The organism is Nocardia aegles (assembly GCF_052545135.1).
The window spans coordinates 141,255-158,112 of sequence record NZ_JBQWRI010000009.1; the positions used below are offsets into that span (position 1 = coordinate 141,255).

The window sequence follows — 16,858 nt, forward strand, 5'->3', positions numbered from 1 at the left end:
CGTTATCCGAACACGCTAGCTCGCGGCATCAGGGCTACGCAAGGCAAATGTTCGCGATACGGATTCTCGTTCACATGACGCACAATCCTTGGTAAGGTGAGGCGCATGATGAACAAAGTCGTGGTCTCGGCCGCCGACGCCGTGGCGGACATCCCCGACGGGGCATCCATCGCGGTCGGCGGCTTCGGCCTGGTGGGGGTCCCTGAAATCCTGATCGAGGCGTTGCTCGACCAGGGGGCGACGGATCTCGAGACGATCAGCAACAACTGCGGAACCGACGGATTCGGGCTCGGCCGACTGCTCGAGAAGCGGCGTATCCGCCGCACCATCAGCTCGTATGTCGGGTCGAACAAAGAGTTCGCGCGCCAGTATCTGTCCGGTGAACTCGAAGTCGAGCTGACCCCGCAGGGCACACTCGCCGAGCGGATGCGCGCCGGCGGCGCGGGCATTCCCGCGTTCTTCACTCCCGCCGGGGTCGGCACTCAGGTCGCCGACGGCGGGCTGCCGCTGCGCTACGACGGGTCCGGCGGAATCGCGGTGGCGAGCCCGCCCAAGGAACAGCGCGAGTTCGACGGCATTCGCTACATCATGGAACGCGCCATCGTCGCCGACTACGCGCTGGTGCACGCCTGGAAGGGCGACCGGCACGGCAACCTGGTGTACCGGGCCAGCGCCCGCAACTTCAATCCGCCCGCGGCGACCTGCGGACGCATCACCATCGCGCAGGTCGAGCATCTGGTCGAACCGGGCGAGCTGGCTCCGGACGAGATCCACACTCCCGGTATCCACGTGCAGCGCGTGGTGCACGTGGGCCCGGTGACCGTAGGAATCGAGCAGAGGACGGTGCGCGCGTGAGCACTCCGGTGGCACAGAAGCTGAGTCGCGAGCAGATGGCGGCGCGGGTCGCCCGCGAACTCGCCGACGGGCAGTACGTCAACCTGGGCATCGGCATGCCGACCCTCGTGCCCAACTACCTCCCCGACGACATCACCGTGGTCCTGCACTCCGAGAACGGGGTCCTCGGCGTCGGCCCCTACCCGACGGAGGAAGAACTCGATCCCGAGCTCATCAACGCGGGTAAGGAGACGATCACCGTGCTGCCCGGCGCCTCGTTCTTCGACTCGGCGCAGTCGTTCGGGATGATCCGCGGTGGCCAGGTCGATGTCGCGGTCCTGGGCGCGATGCAGGTCAGCGCGGCGGGCGACCTGGCGAACTGGATGATCCCCGGCTCGATGGTCAAGGGCATGGGCGGTGCCATGGACCTGGTCCACGGAGCCAAGCGCGTCATCGTCATGATGGAGCACGTAACCCGCCGAGGCGAGCCGAAAATCCTCGAGCACTGCACCCTTCCGCTCACCGGGAAAGGCTGCGTGCACCGGATCGTCACCGACCTGGCTGTCCTCGACGTCACCGAAGCCGGCCTGGTGCTGGTGGAGACCGCGCCCAACGTGTCGGTCGACGACGTCGTCGCGGCGACGGGTGCACCGCTCGCGGTGTGACCCTCCCGCGAACCCGCGGTCCACGGCTGTCGCGCGCGATCGTCGCGGCCTGCGCGAGCGCGGGTTTCGCTGCCGGCTTGCATCCATCGGGGTCCCGGCCCGCGCGCGGCGATGATTCCGGGCGCGGACCCGATGTGATTCGAAATGCCTTGCGGCACACGGGAATCGGCGTGGCAAGCCCGCGTCGATCCCGTGTGCCGGGCCACCGTTCGGCTGCTGGCGTCCGAACCCCGAAAGGGAGATCCTGCGGGCGGCTGGGGCGCGATGAACCGCAAGCTCTGCACTGATCTCGTTCCGCCGCGGCAACATACCCGGCGCGAGCGAGGTCGGAGAGCGCCGAGCCCGCCGCCGGTCGGCTCGTCTCAATAGCGGTCGGGGCTTTCGAGCCAGCGTCGGCGGATCGCCTCGACGACCGCGCGCAATGGGGCGGATTCATCCAGTGCGGTCCGCAGCCACACCACCCCGGCCGAGAATGGGATTTCGTTCTCCCCCAACGGGACAGCGGCAAACGCGGGGTCGTCGAAGATCTTTGGGGCTCCGCCGGAATGCGGGCTGAGGGAAACTGTGATTCCGTGACTGTGCCGCACGTGTGCGGCGAGGCGTCCCGGGTCGTGGTCGTCGAGACGCACGAAATCGCTGATGCCGTTGGACACCAGCCGTTCGTGAAACCGGCTCATGGCCAGGGGCTGTGGAGACTCGGGCTGAATGATGACCTTCCTGGATCGCAGGTCGGACAGCCGCAGTACGGGGGCGCTCGCAAGCGGATCGTCGGCCCGCATGATCACCACGAAGGTATAACGTGCGATCTCCACGAAGCCGAGCGCGGTCCGGTCGGTGGGCAGGTGGACGACCGCGAGATCGACCTCGCCCTGCTCGACGCGTGGAAACAACTCCGACGACGTGCCCCACACCACAGTCATCGACGACTCGGCCGCGATCTGCTCCTCGACCAGGTCGGTGACCGCATCGATCAGCGGGTGCGGTACCAGGTGGGTCGCGCCGATCGTCATCGTGCGAATCCCGGCCCTCCGGCGCGCCAGCTCTCTCATCGTTTCCAGATGATCGAGTACCTGCCGGGCCGGGGCCAGCAGTTCGCGGCCGAACTCGGTGAGTTCCACACTGTGGTATCTGCGAACGAACAGCTCGCTGCCGAGTTCGCGCTCCAGCTCTTTGACCGCCCTGCTGACGGGCGAGGCGGTCAGCCGCAACCTTTCGGCGGCTCTGCCGAAATGGAGTTCGTCGGCGACAGCGATGAAGCACTTCAGCTGCTGAATCTCCACCTGGCGAGTATCCGACCGGCCCGGCAGCCAGTCAACGCGGCTCGGTTGTGGTTCCTCGGTTGTGGTTCATTGCCGTACCCGCAAGGTGCTCCTGCTCGGATTTGCGATGGTCAGGGCACGCCGACTCGTGTGACTGTGATCTGTCCGAGTCTGCCGGGGCGGCACAGCGACTCGAGCGAGGTGTGAGTAGGAGGACCTGCGTGTCAGTGGACCCCGATGATCGTCGGAACGATCTGCCACTGGGTGGCATCCGAGTCCTCGATTTCACCGATGGCCTCGGTGAAATGGGCGCACGGATACTGGCCGACCTCGGAGCGGATGTCGTCAAGGTCGAATCACCGACCGGCGCCCGCTCCAGGCACAGAGAACCGCTCGTGGCGGGTCGGTCGCTGTACTTCGAGACGCACAATGCCAACAAACGCGGAATCACTCTCGATCTGAGTGCACCGGAAGGACCCGGGCACCTCCTACGTCTGGTCGCCGACGCCGACGTGCTGTTCGAGAGTGCCGCGCCAGGGGTTCTGGAGCGGTGCGGCTACCCGCGCGACGACATCCGGCGTCGCTTTCCCACGCTCGTTCAGATAGCGGTGACCGACTTCGGGTCGAGCGGGCCGTACCGGGACTGGGTAGCCACCGAATGGATCCACTACGCGTTGGGCGGAGTGCTGTCGCGGTCCGGGGTTCCCGGAAAAGCGCCGTTGCTTCCTCCGGGAGCGCTCGCCACGGAGTCCGCGTCCATCACCGCCGCCTGGGCCGCCCTCCTCGCGCTGTTCAACCGTGAGCAGACCGGCGTGGGCGACGACGTCGAGGTTTCCGTGCACGAATCGACCGTGCAGGTCATCGACCCGGGATTCGGTATGGCGGGCTCGGCCGCGGGCGGCATCCCCACGTCCGATGGTCCGCGGGGCAGGCCGGACGCCCGCCACCTCTACCCGATCTATCCCTGCGCGGACGGACATGTTCGTCTGTGTGTGCTCAGCCCCCGGCAGTGGGACGGAATGTTCGAGTGGATGGGGAGACCGGCCGAGTTCGCCGACCCCGAACTGCGGTCGTTGTCGGCCCGCCACGCCGCGGCCGGCCCCCTGGCCGAATTCGCGACAGCGATGTTCGCCGAGAAGACTCGCGATGAGATCGTTGCCGAGGGGCAGCGCTTCGGTGTGCCGACAGGTGCGCTGCTGAGCCTGGACGAAGTACTGGCCGCGGATCACTTCCGGGCACGTGCGACCTTCACCGACATCACCACCGACCGTGGGACGCTGACGATCGCGAACGGATTCATGGACATCGACGGCCGCCGCGCGGGCATCCGGCACGCGGCGCCCACGCTGGGCGAGCACAACGACGCGGTGCTGAGCGATGAGCAGCCAGGCGCGGGGGAGCCGGCCGGGGACGGTCCGCGCCGCTCGCCGTCGGCGGCCATCAGCAGGCGGCCCTTGGAGGGGGTGCGAGTGCTCGATCTGGGCGTCATCGTTGCCGGAGGGGAGGCGGGTCGGCTTCTCGCGGACATGGGCGCCGAGGTGATCAAGGTGGAGAACCGGATATTCCCGGACGGCAGCAGGCAGACCGTCGACGGGGCAGCGATCAGTCCGGTATTCGCCTGGGGCCACCGCAACAAGCAGAGCCTCGGACTCAACCTCCGCAGCGCCCGTGGCCGGGCCTACTTCGAACAGCTCGTCGAGAAGTCCGACGTCGTGCTGTCGAACTTCAAGCCCGGGACGCTGGAGAAGCTGGGACTCGGCTACCGCGCTCTCGCGGCCGTGAATCCCCGGATCGTCATGGCCGATTCCAGCGCCTTCGGATCGACCGGGCCGTGGAGCAAGCGGATGGGGTACGGGCCGCTCGTACGCGCCAGTGTCGGTCTGAGCGGTCAGTGGCGGTATCCCCTCGACGAGGGTGGCGAGTTCAGCGATGCGACCACCATCTATCCGGACCATGTCGCGGCGCGCGTGGTGGCGATCGGAGTGGTCGCGAAACTGCTGCAACGCCGTCGTACCGGGCGCGGCGGGCAGGTGAGCGTGTCACAGGCCGAGGTGATCCTCAATCAGCACGCGCACCTGTTCGCTGCCCGAACGCAGCTGTCCGGTGCCGAGCGCTCGATACCGGAGCATGACTCCGGCGACGCCCCGCGCGGCGTCTATGCCTGCCGCGGCGACGACGAGTGGCTGGTGATCGACGTGCGGAACTCCGAGGATTGGCGAAATCTCGCCGCGGCGATCGAGCGTGCTGATCTCGCCGAGAGCCCACATCTCCGGTCCCCACAACAACGACGAGCGGCACGCGAAGAGCTCGACAAAGTGATCGAGGCCTGGGCATGCGGCCGATCCGCCACGGCCGCGATGCACACGCTGCAGGCACGGGGTATTCCCGCCGCCCGCATGACCCGGCTGCCGGACCTGCTCGTCGACCCGCATCTGGTCGCGCGCGGGCACTTCCGGCAGGCCCGGCATCCCTTGATCGATCGGGTGCTGCCCAGCGAGAACACCCCGGCCCGGTTCTCCCGGATTCCGGACGTGGAATTGCGGCCCGCTCCACTGCTGGGGCAGGACACCCGCGAGATCGCGGCGCGACTTCTCGGATTGCGGACAGAAGAGATCGAAGCGCTCATCGAGGAGGGTGTGCTCGAGGTGGCCGACCCCCGGCATTCCGAGTTGTCCGCACCACGGTCCGCATGACCCGCCGACGGAACGAGCTTTTCGGTCGGCGGATCTCGCTCTCCGGTCAGGAGGGGTCATGCCGCCGGGACTGCGACCGAAGACCGACTGGGCGGACACGACCCTATGCCGGTATCCCGCGTCCGGCGAACAGTTGGCAGTTCGACGACGCATTGCTGAAAGGAAATTGTTGAGATGAACAGTGCCGAAGTCACGGAACCGGCAGTGTTGCCGAGCGATCTGACCCGCGAGGAGCTGCTCGAAGTGCTCCGCTCACAACGGCGGGCATTCCTCGCCGAGGGAATTCCCGGGGCCGACGTTCGCCTGAATCGGATCGATCGCTTCCTGGCGGCGGTACTGGAGGCCGGCGAGGAGATCGCGGCGGCACTCGACGCCGACTTCGGGAGCCGGTCTCGATCGATGAGTCTGCTGACCGACGTGCTCGTGGCGGTGGGCGCAGCCGACACGGTGCACGAACAGTTGGTGGAATGGATGAAGGATCGTCCGGTCGAGGGATCCGCGGCCGCGGGCGCGCCGACGTTCGTGCAAGTCCGCCCCAAGGGGGTAGTGGGTGTGATCGGGCCGTGGAATTTCCCGGTCGGACTGGTCGTGCATCCGACGATCGACGCACTCGCCGCCGGTAATCGGGTGATGATCAAGTTCTCCGATATTCCCCAGCGCACCGCGGACGTCTTCGCGCGGGCTGTGGCGAGCCGGATGGACCCGGACGAGGTGACCGTCGTGCGCGGCGGCCTGGAGACCGCGCGCGCGTTCTCGGACCTGCCCTTCGACCACATCATCTTCACCGGATCGCCCGCCGTCGGCGCGCAGGTGGCAGAGGTCGCGGGAAAGAACTTGGTGCCGGTCACCCTGGAGCTGGGTGGGAAGAATCCCGTCGTCGTGTCCCGCGACGCGGATTTGGCCACCGCGGCCGAACGTATCGCTGGATTCCGGCTGACCAACGGTGGGCAGATCTGCCTGTGCCCCGACTACGTGTTCGTTCCGCGCGGCAGCGAGGCGGAGTTCCTCGCAGCGTACGAAGCCGCGATCCGGAAGTTCTTCCCCACCTACCTCGATCACGCGGGCGTGGTGTCGATCATCAACGAGCGGAACTTCGACCGGGTGGTCGGGTTGGTCGAGGACGCGGTGGACAAGGGGGCTCGGGCGGTGGTCATCGCCGGACCGGACGAGTCGCCGCGACTGCCGGACCGGAAGTCCCGGCGGATTGCTCCCACGGTGCTGCTCGACGTCACCCCGGAGATGCGGGTGGCCTCGGAGGAGATCTTCGGACCGGTCACGGTGCTCTATACCTACGACGATCTCGCCGAGGTCATCGAGTACGTCAACGGCGAGCCGAGCCCCCTCGCCGCGTACTGGTTCGGTCCCGACGATGCCCAGTATCGGGAGTTCCTGAACAAGGTCACCTCGGGTGGGGTAACTCGCAACGATGTCGGCCTGCACTGGGGAATCGAGGGGGCGCCGTCGGGTGGAATCGGGCGCAGCGGCATGGGTGCCTATTCCGGCTTCACCGGCTTCACCACCTTCAGCCACCTGCGCACCGTCACGGCGAGCGAGCGGCCGGACGGGATGGCCGCCGCCCTGATCAAGGCCGACGCCGCGCAGGCCGACGAGTTGGGGGCCGCTCTCGTTCAGACCCGCGAACGTATCGAGCAGCGGCTCCAGGGCGGTGACGGGTCACTCGCCTGAGACCGCTTCCTCGTCCGGCGATTCCGCCGCGGCGCCATCGACGCCGCCGCGGCGCGGCTCCTCCCGGAGAGCCGACGGTTCCTACAGTAAGGAGTTTCCCAGCATGACAGCTCTGCCCGCCGTCGACCCATCGACGCCGGTGCTCGTCGGGGTCGGTCAAGTGGCCGAGCGCATCGACGATGCCGAATATCGAGGGCTTTCACCGGTGCAACTGGCGGCCGCCGCGGCCGATCGCGCTCTCGAGGATGCCGGCGCCGCCGACCGGGACGCGGTGCGCCGGCGAGTGGATACCGTCGCCGGTGTGCGCCAGTTCGAGATTTCCGGTCCGGAAGCCCGAGCGCCGCTGGGGCGTTCGGACAACTTTCCCCGATCGGTCGCCGACCGCCTCGGTATCGACCCGCGGCACGCGATCCTCGAAGTCGCCGGGGGCCAGTCTCCGCAGCACCTGGTGACGGAAATGTGCCGCCGGATCGCCGGGAACGACGGCATCGAGGTCGCCCTGGTGTTCGGCTCCGAGGCGATCTCGACCGTGCGGCACCTCGCCGGGCAGGATGTGCGTCCCGACTTCACCGAGCACCGCGGCGGCCCGCTGGACGACCGCGGCTATGGGCTGTCCGGCCTCGTCCAGGGCTACCTCACCCGGCACGGGCTGGCCGACAACCCCAGTCAGTACGCGCTGTGCGAAAACGCCCGGCGTTCCCGTCTGGGTCTGTCCCGGCAGGAGTATCTGCGCCGGATCGGTGAGCTGTTCGCTCCTTTCACCGGCGTGGCGGCCAAGAACCCCCTCGCCGCGGCCCCGGTGGAACGCACCGCCGAGGAGCTGACGACCGTGACCGAGCGCAATCGGATGATCGCCGATCCGTACCCGCGCTTCGTCGTCGCCCGCGACCAGGTCAATCAGGGTGCCGCCGTGCTCGTCATGTCGGTGCGAGCCGCGCAGGAGCTGGGCATCTCCTCCGACAAGTGGGTATTCCTGCACGGCCATGCCGATCTGCGCGAACGGCCGCTGCTGGAACGCCCGGATCTGGGCGTCGCGCCGGCGTCGGTTCACGCCGCCCGGCACGCCCTGGAAGTGGCGGGAATCGACGCGGCCGCTCTGAGCACGATCGATTTGTACAGCTGCTTTCCGATCGCGGTCTTCAACATCTGCGATGGCCTGGGGCTCTCGCCGGCCGATCCCCGCGGGCTGACCGTCACCGGCGGCCTGCCGTTCTTCGGCGGAGCGGGCAACAACTACTCCCTGCACGCTATCGCCGAGACCGTGACCCGGCTGCGTGCCCGGCCGGGGGATTACGGGTTCGTCGGCGCCAACGGCGGAACGCTGAGCAAGTACTCGGCGGCCGTCTACTCCACCACCCCGGTGCAGTGGCGCGAAGATCGCAGCGAACTCGTCCAGGCGGATCTGGACGCGGTGCCCACGCCGGTCGTCGCCCAGTTCGCCGACGGGTGGGCGACGATCGAGACCTACACCGTCCAGTACACGCGCGACCGCCGGACCAGGGGGATCGTGGTCGGTCGGCTCGACGACGGCCGCCGGTTCCTGGCGACCACCCTCGAGCACGACACCGAACTCGTCGAATTACTCACGCAGGGCGAACCGTTGGGACACCGGGTCTTCGTTCGCTCGACGAGCCGGGGCAACCGCGTCGCCCTTTCCCGGGCGAGCATGAACGAGCTGTCGCCGCCGCGGCGCCCCGGCCTTCGCGACGACTACGAGCACGTTCTGGTGAGCCGGCAGGGCCGGGTGCTGGAGGTGACCATCAACCGGCCGGAGGCCCGCAACGCCCTGACGCCCCAAGCGAACGAGGAGCTGGACGAGATCTTCGACGGCTTCTTCGCCGATCCCGAATTGTGGGTCGCGATTCTCACCGGCGCCGGCGACAAAGCGTTCAGCGCCGGAAACGACTTGAAGTACTCGGCCAGCGGTAAGCCGATGTGGACGCCGAAGAACGGATTCGCGGGTCTCACGAGTCGGCGCGAGATGGACAAGCCGGTCATCGCCGCGGTGAACGGGTTCGCGATGGGTGGGGGCTGCGAGATCGCCCTGGCATGCCACTTGGTGGTCGCCGACCCGTCGGCGAGGTTCGCGTTGTCCGAGGTGAATGTTGGGCTCGTCGCCGCGGCTGGGGGACTTGTCCGCTTGCCCCGGGCGATTCCCGTGAAGTTGGCAACCGAGATGATCCTCACCGGCGAGCAGATCTCGGCGGACACCGCTCATCGATACGGGCTGGTCAATCGGGTCTCGCGGCCCGGGGCGGTGCTCGAGGAGGCCCGGGAGCTGGCGCAGCGGATCCTGAGCGGCTCGCCCACGTCGGTGCGGGCGTCTTTGGCGGTGATGCGTGAGACGAGTGCGATTGCCGATGTCGTGGACGCGGTCCTGCATCCTGCTCAGGCTCTCGATGATCTGATGAACAGCGATGACATGCGGGAAGGCATGACCGCCTTCGCCGAGAAGCGGCTCCCACGGTGGCGTAACCGGTAACACCCGTTCCGTCCGGAACCGCCATGACGTGCGGTGCGGTGGGGCTGTCGATATGGCTCCGGCGCCGGAGCCTCCCACCTAGGATCGGAACGAGAACAGGCGAGTCCGGGAGCAAGCCGGCTTTCGGAGCGGAGGGTAATCAACGATGGCTTACCAGTATTCGGCGGACATGCTTTCGCGGCGCCAGTTGCGCGGGATCCTCGAAACACTCGAATCCTGTGGCAGTTCATCCTCCCTCGCCGAATACAAGAAGACTCTCGTCACGAGGGTCCGGGAGCTGTTCGACGTTCGAGATGTGACCTTCTTCTGCGGGCCGACGTACGCGGCGCTGTTCTCCGATCCCGATCCGATTCTCACCGGAGACATCGTGCCGCTGCTGGAGGAGTATCGCTCTCGGTGGAAGGACAAGGACATCTTCACCTCGCCCGAAGCGCGGCGGACGCTGTCCAGGGAGGGATTCGTGACGCTCGATCAGCTGCGGTGGCTGCCGATGGAGCAGCGATCGTATGTGGAGGGCTATCTGCTTCCCCACCGGATGGGAAAAGCCTCCGCCCTCCATCTCAAATTGGCGGACGGTGAAGCCCTCGTCGGGATGTTCGACACCGATCGCGGTTGGGACAGAAGCGATCTGGTCGCGGTGCGCACACTGGCCCGCCACCTCAATATCTACAGCCGCCAGATCTCGATCTCGAGCGAGGAGGGCTCGGACCTCTTGGACGAACTGACCCCGCGGCAGATGGAAGTCGCGCGTCTGGTCGGCGACGGCCTCAGCAATGCGGAGATCGCCCATGTTCTCTGCGTATCCGAGGCGGCCGTGAAGAAGCATCTCAGTCGGATTTTCGTCACGGCGCGGTGCCCCAACCGAGCCGCGCTGACAGCGGCGGTGCTGCGGCGCGATCAGGTCCGTGGCGGATTCGCCCATCCGGTCGGCCACTGATCTGTCGCGAGTCGGCCTCGCACGGACGTCGCCGGCGACAGTCATCGGATGAACGAGGCCGGTGTCGCACGCGGGCCCGGGAAACGAACCGAACCGGCGCGCGACATCCCTGCGAGCCTCAGCCGCGGAGCGAACTGGCTTCTTTCAGGAAATCGAGAAGTTCCCGGTTGAACTCGTCCGGCTTCTCCTGCTGGATCCAGTGTCCGCAGTTGTCGAGGATGACCGATCGGTGGTAGTTGCTCACCAGCTTCGGGAAGAGTTCGAGCGACTCGCGTCCCCACAACGTGCAGACGTCGCGGTCGGCCCCGATATACAGCGCGGGGACCTCGAGTGGCTTCCCGTCGAATGCGGCGAGCAACTCCCAGTCGAGGTCATTGGTGCGGTACGAGTTCATCGGACCGGTGAAACCGGTGTACTCGTACTGCGCGACCGTCCGCTCGAACTCCGCGTCCGGGAGCCATTCGAGCGGGCCGTCGGGCGTGGCCAGCCGATCGCTCCACACCTGACCCGGCGCCAGGCAGACGCCGGTGCCGCGCAACCACTCGACGAGGCTTTCGCGGCTGTCGAAAGTCGGTACTTCCGGGATCGCGGCAGCCGAGAGCGAGTAGTAGACCGACGCCAGGAAGCGTCGGACATCGGACTCCGCGTCCGGCTCGGCCGCCTGCGGTTTCTGGATGAACTGCTGATACCAGATCAGCCCTGGGCCTGCGATTTCGGTCTCGATGATGCTCGGACGCACTTCGCCACGGGCACTGCCGGGCAGTACGGTCATGCCGCGTCCGCCGAACGGCACACTGGCACCCACGACCGCGGTGAAGACGTCCGGCCGGGTCCATGCCGCTGTCCACGCGACCGGCGCACCCCAATCGTGGCCGACGATGACCGCGGTCGATTCACCGAGAGCATGCACCACGCCGACGGCGATGTCGACCAGCCGCGTGATGCGGGACTCCTCGACCGCGAGTGGCTTGGACGATCGTCCGTATCCCAGCTGGTCGATCGCGACCGCTCGGTACCCCGCGTCAGCGAGCGGCCGCATCTGGTGCCGCCAGGATCGTGGCGACTCCGGGAAACCGTGGATCATGAGGACGATGGGTCCTTCGCCCAACTCCTCGAGATGGATACGATGCCCTGCCGCGCTCACAGTGCGCGACTTCGGTTCCGACACAATTGCCTCCTTTGTTCCGGGCGCGCGGGCGGAGCGCGCGGCGATGTGCTCGGTGCTCGGGGAGCTCACTTCGCGGTCCAGCCGCCGTCGACCGGGAGGATGGCTCCGTTGACATAGGAGGCCGCGTCGCCGGCCAAGAAGACCGCAACACTTGCGATCTCCTCGGGCTTGCCGAGACGCTTCATCGGATTGTCGTCTCGTACGGCCTTCGCGTACTCGCTGTCCTCCAGGGCTTCGGCGATCATCGGGGTCTCGATCGCGCCGGGGCAGATACAGTTCACTCTGATCCCGCGCGACCCCCATTCGACGGCCAGCGTGCGGGTGAGGGCCACGACGCCGCCCTTGGCGGCGGTGTACGCATCGGCTCCGGTCACACCGGCGATCCCGTTCACCGAGCTGTTGTTGATGATGACACCGCCCTGTTCCTGTTTCAGCATGACCGGAATGGCGTGCTTGCAACCGAGCGCCGCACCCTTGAGATTGATGGCCAGGACGGCGTCCCAATCCGCTGCCGGGGTCTCCACAACACTGGCCATCGTGTACCGGCCGCGTGCGGAGAAGCCGATGCCGGCGTTGTTGAACAACACATCCAGGCGTCCGAACTCGTCGACCGCCGCGGCGATCATCGCGCGGACGTCGTCCTCGGACGAGACGTCCGCGGCGACAGCCGATGCGACGCCACCGGCGGCCCGCACCTCGTCGACCACGCGCTGCGCACTGTCGACATCGAGATCGGCGGCGACCACCGCGGCTCCGGCGGCGGCGAACTGCAGCACCGCCGCCTTCCCCTGGCCGCTGGCACCACCAGTGACGATCACAACCTTGTTCTCGAACTGTTTCCCACTCATCGCATTCCTTTCGGGCACTCGCCGACGCGTCAGCCGAGTCTCTTCGCGGCTCAGAAGTCCGCGATCTCCTTGATCGCCACATGCAGCTCGGCGGCAGTGGGGATGATGAACTGCTCGAGATGCACGCTCTGCGGGACGGGCGTCTCGACGCCGCACACCCGCATGATCGGCGCCTCTAGGCTGGTGATGCACTGCTCGGCGATGATCGCCGCGATCTCGGCGCCTGCACCGCCGGTCTTCCCCGCCTCGTGCGAGATGATCACGCGCCCGGTCTTCTCCACGGTGCGCACGATCGCCTCGACATCCAGAGGGCGCAGGCCGCGAGGATCGAGGACCTCGACGTCGATGCCGTCGGCGGCCGCCAGTTCGGCAGCCTCGAGGGCGCGGTGTACGAGCCGTCCCCACGCGATGATCGTGACGTCGCTGCCTGCCCGCTTCACGTCGGCCTGACCGAGCGGGATGAGGTACTCCTCTTCGGGCACTTCGCCTTTGAGGCTGTACATGCCTTTGTGCTCGAAGAACGCCACCGGGTTGTCGTCCCGGATGGCGGACTTGAGCAAGCCTTTCGCGTCGTACGGGGTCGACGGGATCACGATGTAGGTGCCGGCCGCGGGAAGCAGTGCCGCCTCGGGACACGTCGAGTGCTCGGGCCCGGCGCCACCCGCGGCACCTTCCGGTAGGCGCAGCACCATGGGGACGCTGAAGAGCCCTCCGTGCATGTACCGCCACTTGGACATCTTGCCGACCACCTCGTCGCCGGCGTTCCAGATGAAGTCGCCGAACTGCAATTCCACGATCGGGCGCATACCGGTGATCGCCGCGCCCACTCCGCCACCGACGAGGAACATCTCCGAGATGGGGGTGTCGATGACGCGCTGGGGCCCGAACTTCTCGTAGAGCCCGGAGGTCACCCCGAACACGCCGCCGAACACGCCGACGTCCTGGCCCATCAGGAACACCCGATCGTCACGGGCGAGTTCTTCCGCCATCGCTTCGTTGATGGCCTGCGAGTACGAAATCTTGCGAGTCATGTCTTCTTTCCCATGTGTGTGAACGGACCGCGCCGGCGTACCTCCGCCTTCGCTGCGGCCATGCGCGGACTTAGGCGTACACGCCTTCGGACAGCCGCTCCCGGCCGGGAAGTGTGCCGGTGAGCGCTTCCCGCGCGGCCTCGGCGACCTGCTCGTCGACGTTCTTCTCCAGCACGCCGAGCTCCGCCTCGGTCGCGGTCCCTTCGGCGATCAGCCTGGCCCGGGTGGTCACCACGGGATCGAGGCTGCGGCCACGTTCGAGTTCCGATTCGGGGCGGTAGGTGCCCGGATCGCCCTCGAAATGCCCGCGGAAGCGCACGACGGTGCCCTCCAACAGGGTCGGGCCCTCACCCTGTCGCGCCCGGCGGACCGCGTCGGCCATCGCCTCGTAGACCGCGAACGGATCCATTCCGTCGACGGTGACTCCGCGCATCCCGTACCCGGCGGCACGCTCCGCGAAGGACTTCACCGCCGTGACTTTCTCCTGCGGCGTCGAGATCGCCCAGCCGTTGTTCTGCACGATGTAGATCACCGGGAGCTTCCAGGCTCCTGCCGCGTTCGCGCCCTCGTGGAAGGTTCCGCGGTTGGCGGCGCCGTCGCCGAAGAAGTTGACGACCACCTGATCAGTACCGCGAAGTTTGATCGACAAGCCGGCTCCCGCGGCCAGCACGTGTCCGCCGCCGAGCGTTCCGGACTGGCCGAGGACGCCGCGGGCGGGGTCGGCGATGTGGACGATGCCGGCGCCGAGCCCCTTGGTGGAGCCCTTGTCATTGGCGAGGAAGTCGCCGTACAAGCTGACCATGTCCATGCCCTTGGCGATCATGTGGCCGCATCCGCGGTGATCGTAGAGCAGGTAGTCGTCTTCGCGGAGGGCGTACATCGAGGCGACTTCGAGCGCTTCGTGGCCGCGTCCGGCGTGGTAGAACCCTGACACCAGTCCGTCGTCGAGGAAACGAAGCAGCTGCTTCTCCCACTGTTGGACCTGGTACATGGTGCGGTAGATGTCGAGTGCGAGCTGAGGGGTCGGCATCGGTGTCTCCTAGGCGAGAAGGGCGAGAAAGGGCGGCGTGAGCCGGGTGATCCGGCGTAGGCGTGGGCTGGTCAGCCTCCCGCTTCCAGTCGCCCTTTGAGCGTGGAGGTGAATTGCGCCCCGGTCATCCCGTCGACCACCCGGTGGTCGAAGGCCACGGCGATATTCATCCGGGGTTGCACGACGATCCGGCCGTCGACCACGACCGCCTCGTCCCGGAGCGAACCGACGAAGACGATCGCCGACTGGGGCGCGTTGACCAGTGGAGTCCCGGTGTCGATACCGAATACCCCCAGATTGGACACCGTGATCGTGCCGTCGCCTGCGTCTTCCGTCGTCAGCTTTCCGGCCTTGGCCTTGCCCGCGAGTTCCTTGGTGCGTCGCGAGACCTCCGCGATCGGCAACGTGTTCGCCTGCCGTACGACCGGAACGACCAGGCCGCGATCGGAGGCCACGGCGAACGACACGTTCACGTCGGAATAGCGGATGATCTCCTCATCCGAGAAGGTGGCGTTGACCTCCGGAACGTCGGCGGCCGCATGAGCCACCGCACCGATCACCAGATCGGTGATCGTGACCTGGACGCCCTCGTACCGCAGTCGCTCCAGCCGCGCGCGCAGCGCTGTGGCGTCGAGATTCGTCTGCTGGACGAACTGAGGGATCTCCCGCCAGCTGCGGGTCACCGCTTCGGCCATCGATTTGGCGACACCGCGCAGCGGTATCCGCTCGGCGACCCGGGGCGGTCCCACGTAGCGGGGTTCAGCGTCGTTCGCGTGCGCCCTCGGCAGGTCCGCCACTCGGATCGTGCCGTCCACCCCCGTACCGCGGACGCTCGTGAGGTCGATTCCGGCCTGCTTCGCCAAGTGCCGGGCCTTCGGCACAGCGCGCACCGCGCCCGACGGAACCGGGGCCTGCGCGGGCGCGGAAATCGCCTGCGATTCCCCGGGCACGGTCGCCGACGGATCTTCCCGTGCCGTGGTGCCGTTCGAGTCCTGGTCTCCGATGAACTTCCGGATGTCGTCGTCCGACACCGTCTCGCCCGGCTCGGCGGCGAGAGCCAGCACCGTACCTACCGGAACATTCTCGTCGGTCGGGACCAGAATCTTGGCGAGGACGCCGGACTGTTTCGCCTCCACCTCGCTGGTCATCTTGTCGGTCTCGACCTCGTAGAGGGGATCTCCTTCGGCGAATTCGTCGCCTTCATCGAGGTGCCACGAGGTGATGATTCCACTTTCCATCGTCTGCCCGAGCCGGGGCAATTTGACCACGTACATGGTGCAACTCCGTTTATCTGTAAGCGCCGGAAATGCGGCGAACGTGCGTTCGTGCGGGGCAGCTGCTGTGTCGAGAAAGGGGACTCCGCACGGTTCGGCTCGGTGCTCGACCTCGAAACTCTCTGTCCGAAAGCGGTAGCGGCACCAGCGCAGGCCCGTCGCCGGTCACGCAGCGGTTCAGCGTGAATACGCGAGAGGTCATGGTGGACGGCGTTTCAGCTAGCCGCGACGGAATCGAGCGCCCTCGCCGCCTTCGAGCCGTAGTAGGTCGCGGGCCCACCGCCCATCATCACGGCGACGCCGATCGTCTCCAGCACCTGATCGCGCTGCGCCCCAGCTTTGACGGCGTTCGTCACATGCCACGCGATGCATCCGTCGCACTGCGTGGCGATGGCGATGGCCAGGGCGATCAGCTCCTTGACAGCCGACGGCAGGGCGCCCGGCGCGGAGGCCGCTTTGTGCAGTTCCTGGAATGCTTTCAGCACCGCCGAGGTCGCCGGCTCCGCGGCGAGGGCGCCGATCCCCTGATTGAACTCTCGGACGATTTCAGCGGTGGAGTTCGTCGACATGCCGGTGGTACCTGCCTACTTCGATCAAATTCTGGCGGACAAATTCGCTGAAGCGCGACGACCGTTTTCGGCCCACGCTCCGGCATCGCTTTCTTCGAGTCGTGCGAAAAAGGTTTTTCGCCTTTCTGAATGACAGTGACTCGCCTCACAGCGCTCCGAAGAAAGTAACGCAGGTAACACCACTGGGGCCAGTAGCCGAAAGTAGACACTTTTCGGCGCGGTGCCGGCTCGGATTTGCGGAATTCGGCTCGATAGCGCCGCGCGCGGGTGGGCATCGGCGGGAGGCGCGCAGGCGGGACGGTCGGCGCTCGCGGCCCGGAGCGATAACAGAACGAGCAGGCCAGACGGGGTCTGGCCTGCTCGAATAGATATTCCGCGGTAT

General features: G+C 67.1%; 13 protein-coding genes. 6 read left to right on the forward strand and 7 right to left on the reverse strand.

The window, feature by feature from the left end:
* Positions 1 to 108: 108 nt before the first annotated feature.
* Positions 109 to 855: a CoA transferase subunit A gene (locus ACT89H_RS23325; protein ID WP_445110891.1), complete on the forward strand. Its 747-nt coding sequence runs from the start codon at positions 109 to 111 to the stop codon at positions 853 to 855.
* Between the two features lie 35 nt (positions 856 to 890).
* The gene (locus ACT89H_RS23330) at positions 891 to 1,499 is read left to right on the forward strand and encodes a CoA transferase subunit B (protein ID WP_445110892.1); all 609 of its coding nucleotides are present in this window, start codon (positions 891 to 893) and stop codon (positions 1,497 to 1,499) included.
* Positions 1,500 to 1,861: 362 nt separating this feature from the next.
* Here ACT89H_RS23330 and ACT89H_RS23335 read toward each other — a convergent pair whose 3' ends face one another.
* Positions 1,862 to 2,779, reverse strand: a complete 918-nt coding sequence (locus ACT89H_RS23335) for a LysR family transcriptional regulator (protein WP_445110781.1) — start codon at positions 2,777 to 2,779, stop codon at positions 1,862 to 1,864.
* Between the two features lie 200 nt (positions 2,780 to 2,979).
* On the opposite strand from ACT89H_RS23335, the gene ACT89H_RS23340 reads away from it, so the two are divergent.
* The 4 genes from ACT89H_RS23340 (at position 2,980) to ACT89H_RS23355 (ending at position 10,556) form a co-directional block, all read left to right on the forward strand.
* Entirely contained in the window at positions 2,980 to 5,451 is a 2,472-nt protein-coding gene (locus ACT89H_RS23340; RefSeq protein WP_445110782.1) for a CaiB/BaiF CoA transferase family protein, read from the forward strand.
* 174 nt (positions 5,452 to 5,625) lie between these two features.
* A complete protein-coding gene (locus ACT89H_RS23345; protein WP_445110783.1) occupies positions 5,626 to 7,137 on the forward strand; it encodes an aldehyde dehydrogenase family protein in 1,512 nt (503 codons plus the stop codon).
* 103 nt (positions 7,138 to 7,240) lie between these two features.
* Positions 7,241 to 9,619, forward strand: coding sequence for an acetyl-CoA acetyltransferase (locus ACT89H_RS23350; protein ID WP_445110784.1), 2,379 nt, complete (start codon positions 7,241 to 7,243; stop codon positions 9,617 to 9,619).
* Between the two features lie 145 nt (positions 9,620 to 9,764).
* Entirely contained in the window at positions 9,765 to 10,556 is a 792-nt protein-coding gene (locus tag ACT89H_RS23355; protein ID WP_445110785.1) for a helix-turn-helix transcriptional regulator, read from the forward strand.
* A 118-nt stretch (positions 10,557 to 10,674) separates the two neighbouring features.
* On the opposite strand, the gene ACT89H_RS23360 is transcribed toward ACT89H_RS23355, so the two are convergent.
* From ACT89H_RS23360 to ACT89H_RS23385, 6 genes are all read right to left on the reverse strand, one after another.
* A complete protein-coding gene (locus ACT89H_RS23360) occupies positions 10,675 to 11,724 on the reverse strand; it encodes an alpha/beta fold hydrolase (RefSeq protein ID WP_445110786.1) in 1,050 nt (349 codons plus the stop codon).
* Between the two features lie 65 nt (positions 11,725 to 11,789).
* Positions 11,790 to 12,572, reverse strand: a complete 783-nt coding sequence (locus tag ACT89H_RS23365; protein WP_445110787.1) for an SDR family NAD(P)-dependent oxidoreductase — start codon at positions 12,570 to 12,572, stop codon at positions 11,790 to 11,792.
* Positions 12,573 to 12,622: 50 nt separating this feature from the next.
* Positions 12,623 to 13,603, reverse strand: a complete 981-nt coding sequence (locus ACT89H_RS23370) for an alpha-ketoacid dehydrogenase subunit beta (protein WP_445110788.1) — start codon at positions 13,601 to 13,603, stop codon at positions 12,623 to 12,625.
* A 70-nt stretch (positions 13,604 to 13,673) separates the two neighbouring features.
* Entirely contained in the window at positions 13,674 to 14,633 is a 960-nt protein-coding gene (locus tag ACT89H_RS23375; protein WP_445110789.1) for a thiamine pyrophosphate-dependent dehydrogenase E1 component subunit alpha, read from the reverse strand.
* A 71-nt stretch (positions 14,634 to 14,704) separates the two neighbouring features.
* A complete protein-coding gene (locus ACT89H_RS23380; protein ID WP_445110790.1) occupies positions 14,705 to 15,907 on the reverse strand; it encodes a dihydrolipoamide acetyltransferase family protein in 1,203 nt (400 codons plus the stop codon).
* A gap of 215 nt (positions 15,908 to 16,122) precedes the next feature.
* Positions 16,123 to 16,476: a carboxymuconolactone decarboxylase family protein gene (locus ACT89H_RS23385; RefSeq protein WP_445110791.1), complete on the reverse strand. Its 354-nt coding sequence runs from the start codon at positions 16,474 to 16,476 to the stop codon at positions 16,123 to 16,125.
* Positions 16,477 to 16,858 lie beyond the last annotated feature (382 nt).

Bases quoted from the DNA above. Each gene is read 5' to 3' on its own strand.
- ACT89H_RS23325 (WP_445110891.1), top strand. From the start codon at position 109: ATGAACAAAGTCGTGGTCTCGGCCGCCGACGCCGTGGCGGACATCCCC.
- ACT89H_RS23330 (WP_445110892.1), top strand. From the start codon at position 891: ATGGCGGCGCGGGTCGCCCGCGAACTCGCCGACGGGCAGTACGTCAAC.
- ACT89H_RS23345 (WP_445110783.1), top strand. From the start codon at position 5,626: ATGAACAGTGCCGAAGTCACGGAACCGGCAGTGTTGCCGAGCGATCTG.
- ACT89H_RS23350 (WP_445110784.1), top strand. From the start codon at position 7,241: ATGACAGCTCTGCCCGCCGTCGACCCATCGACGCCGGTGCTCGTCGGG.
- ACT89H_RS23355 (WP_445110785.1), top strand. From the start codon at position 9,765: ATGGCTTACCAGTATTCGGCGGACATGCTTTCGCGGCGCCAGTTGCGC.
- ACT89H_RS23365 (WP_445110787.1), bottom strand. From the start codon at position 12,572: ATGAGTGGGAAACAGTTCGAGAACAAGGTTGTGATCGTCACTGGTGGT.
- ACT89H_RS23370 (WP_445110788.1), bottom strand. From the start codon at position 13,603: ATGACTCGCAAGATTTCGTACTCGCAGGCCATCAACGAAGCGATGGCG.
- ACT89H_RS23375 (WP_445110789.1), bottom strand. From the start codon at position 14,633: ATGCCGACCCCTCAGCTCGCACTCGACATCTACCGCACCATGTACCAG.
- ACT89H_RS23380 (WP_445110790.1), bottom strand. From the start codon at position 15,907: ATGTACGTGGTCAAATTGCCCCGGCTCGGGCAGACGATGGAAAGTGGA.
- ACT89H_RS23385 (WP_445110791.1), bottom strand. From the start codon at position 16,476: ATGTCGACGAACTCCACCGCTGAAATCGTCCGAGAGTTCAATCAGGGG.